The organism is Nitrosopumilus sp. b1 (assembly GCF_014078545.1).
In the GTDB taxonomy this organism is placed as follows: domain Archaea; phylum Thermoproteota; class Nitrososphaeria; order Nitrososphaerales; family Nitrosopumilaceae; genus PXYB01.
This window is the reverse complement of sequence record NZ_MU078774.1, coordinates 1-2329: the sequence shown is the minus strand read 5'-3', so window position 1 is coordinate 2329 and position 2329 is coordinate 1. Positions and strand designations below refer to the sequence as shown.

Genomic DNA, 2329 nt, shown 5'->3' with positions numbered 1-2329 from the left:
TCAAATGCAACAAAACTTGAAATCTCTCCAATTGTTCCAATTACGATTAATCCCCCTTTCTTAACTGCCTTTATTGCAGTATCTGTCACAATATCTGCTGGCGCAAAAACTATTGCGGCATCAAGTAATCCTACTTTGTCTTTAATCTCCTCTAAGACTTTGTTTTGGTCTTCACTAAATGAAATGATTGTACTTGCACCTAATTTTTTTGCAACATCCAAATGTTTTTGATTTCGAGATATCGCAGTAACATCCACTCCATCAAGTTTTGCAAATTGAACTGCCATATGTCCTACGCCTCCTATTCCAAAAATCCCAATTTTTTTGCCATGGCTTGGCTCACTTGCCTTGACTGCTTTGTATGCAGTAATTCCTGCACAAAATAATGGTGCTGCATATTCTGGTTTCATACCATTTGGCACTTTGGTTGCAAAGTCTTCTGTAACTGTTACATATTCTGCATATCCTCCCTTCAATGATTCACCTAAGATTGTAGATGATTCACACAACTGCTGTTTTCCTTCCTTACAATATTGGCACTTCATGCATGATTCTAACAACGGTGAAATTCCTGCATGATCTCCTACTTTGAATTTGGTCACTTCACTTCCAACTTCAATTATCTCTCCTACCACTTCATGGCCTGGAACTGTTGGTAGTTGCGGGGGTATCCCAAGCTCTTTCCAATCTCCTTCAATTCCATGTAATTGTGAATGGCAAACCCCACAACCTTGAATTTTAATTAAAATCTCATTTGGTCGTTGAATCTCATGTCTATCAATCTCTGTTAGTTTTAGTGGCTTTTTCTCAACTGGCCCTAATTCCGATAATACCATGGCACGCATTTTACTCATAAATGATAATTCTGGGATTGGATATTTCTAGATTCCTTAATGGAATAGCTTAAAGATTCCTTTGAAATAATTTGAGATGATGGATTATCGCCTTACTCCTGAGGATAAGGAACGTGTCAAACTACTTACCATTGTTTCAAAAAAGGGGTTTCAAGATCTAAATTTAGATCAGCTTCGAAAACTCCAAACATTAGTGGAAAAAAAAGACTATAGCCATAGCAAAAAGGCAGAAAAATCAAAGAAAAAACTCTTGGCAAAAATCAATGTTGCAATTTATGAGGCAGAAGAAGGAAGACAAGGAATTTAATTCAAGTTTCTAGTGGTAACCTGTTTTATTGAGGTATGTCCCTCTTATACTATAATCCTAATAATTTCTTTATGAGAACAGTCGTTACAATAACAATCTCCCCTTCATTGGATAAAAAAGTAAGAAAATTACAAAGTGATCTTATACAAAAAACATTACGAAGTTGGAGTTATTCAAAGACATTAGAATTAGTTTTAGATACAGGAATGAAGTCTATCTCTGCATCAAAAGTAGCAAAGGCTGTCAATTAGATACAAATATCAACAAAAACAGTAAATCATTGTGGCAGAAAACAGCTTAATTCATGAATCAAGTCCATATCTTTTACAGCATGCACAGAATCCTGTACAATGGTATGCATGGAATGAGCAAACCTTACAAAAAGCTAGAGATGAAAATAAGCCAATTTTTCTAAGTATTGGTTATAGCTCTTGTCACTGGTGCCATGTCATGGCACATGAGTCCTTTGAGAATGAAGAAATTGCAAAAATTATGAATGAGAATTTTATCAACATTAAGGTAGATAGAGAAGAACGCCCAGACATTGATGATATTTATCAAAAAGCATGTCAGCTAACTACTGGTCAGGGTGGCTGGCCTTTGAGTGCATTTTTGACTCCAGATCAAAAACCATTCTATGTTGGTACATATTTTCCAATATTAGATTCGTATGGACGACCTGGATTTGGAAGCATCTTAAACCAATTATCTCAAGCCTGGAAAGAAAAGCCTAATGACATAAAACAAGCAGCAGAAAAATTCCTAACTTCATTACAGCAAACAGAAAAAATTCAGGTCCCTTCAAAATTAGAAAAAATAATTCTTGATGAGGCAGCGATGAATCTAATACAGATGGGTGATACTACATTTGGGGGATTTGGTCAGGCTCCAAAGTTTCCTAATGCTGCAAACATTTCTTTTCTGTTTAGATACGGAAAGATTTCTGGACTCTCAAAATTCAATGAATTTGCACTCAAGACATTAAACAAGATGGCCAGAGGGGGAATTTTTGATCAAATTGGTGGTGGCTTTCATAGATATTCTACTGATGCTCGATGGTTGGTGCCTCATTTTGAAAAAATGCTCTATGATAATGCACTAATTTCAGTAAATTATGCAGAGGCATTTCAAATTACAAAGGATCCATTTTATCTTGAAACTATGAACA

4 protein-coding genes are annotated in these 2329 nt (G+C 35.6%); 3 read left to right on the top strand and 1 reads right to left on the bottom strand.

The window, feature by feature from the left end; genetic code table 11:
* A partial coding sequence (locus tag C6988_RS10665) for an alcohol dehydrogenase catalytic domain-containing protein (RefSeq protein WP_182135414.1) occupies positions 1-854 on the bottom strand: 854 nt, incomplete at its 3' end.
* 79 nt (positions 855-933) lie between these two features.
* On the opposite strand from C6988_RS10665, the gene C6988_RS10660 reads away from it, so the two are divergent.
* The 3 genes from C6988_RS10660 to C6988_RS10650 form a co-directional block, all read left to right on the top strand.
* Positions 934-1161 carry a hypothetical protein gene (locus C6988_RS10660; protein ID WP_182135412.1) on the top strand — a complete coding sequence of 76 codons (228 nt, stop codon included), beginning with the start codon at positions 934-936 and terminating at the stop codon, positions 1159-1161.
* A gap of 71 nt (positions 1162-1232) precedes the next feature.
* Positions 1233-1412: a hypothetical protein gene (locus C6988_RS10655; RefSeq protein WP_182135410.1), complete on the top strand. Its 180-nt coding sequence runs from the start codon at positions 1233-1235 to the stop codon at positions 1410-1412.
* Positions 1413-1443: 31 nt separating this feature from the next.
* Positions 1444-2329 (top strand): thioredoxin domain-containing protein (locus C6988_RS10650; RefSeq protein WP_182135408.1); only part of this gene is annotated, 886 nt, incomplete at its 3' end.

Bases quoted from the DNA above. Each gene is read 5' to 3' on its own strand.
- C6988_RS10660 (WP_182135412.1), top strand. From the start codon at position 934: ATGGATTATCGCCTTACTCCTGAGGATAAGGAACGTGTCAAACTACTT.
- C6988_RS10655 (WP_182135410.1), top strand. From the start codon at position 1,233: ATGAGAACAGTCGTTACAATAACAATCTCCCCTTCATTGGATAAAAAA.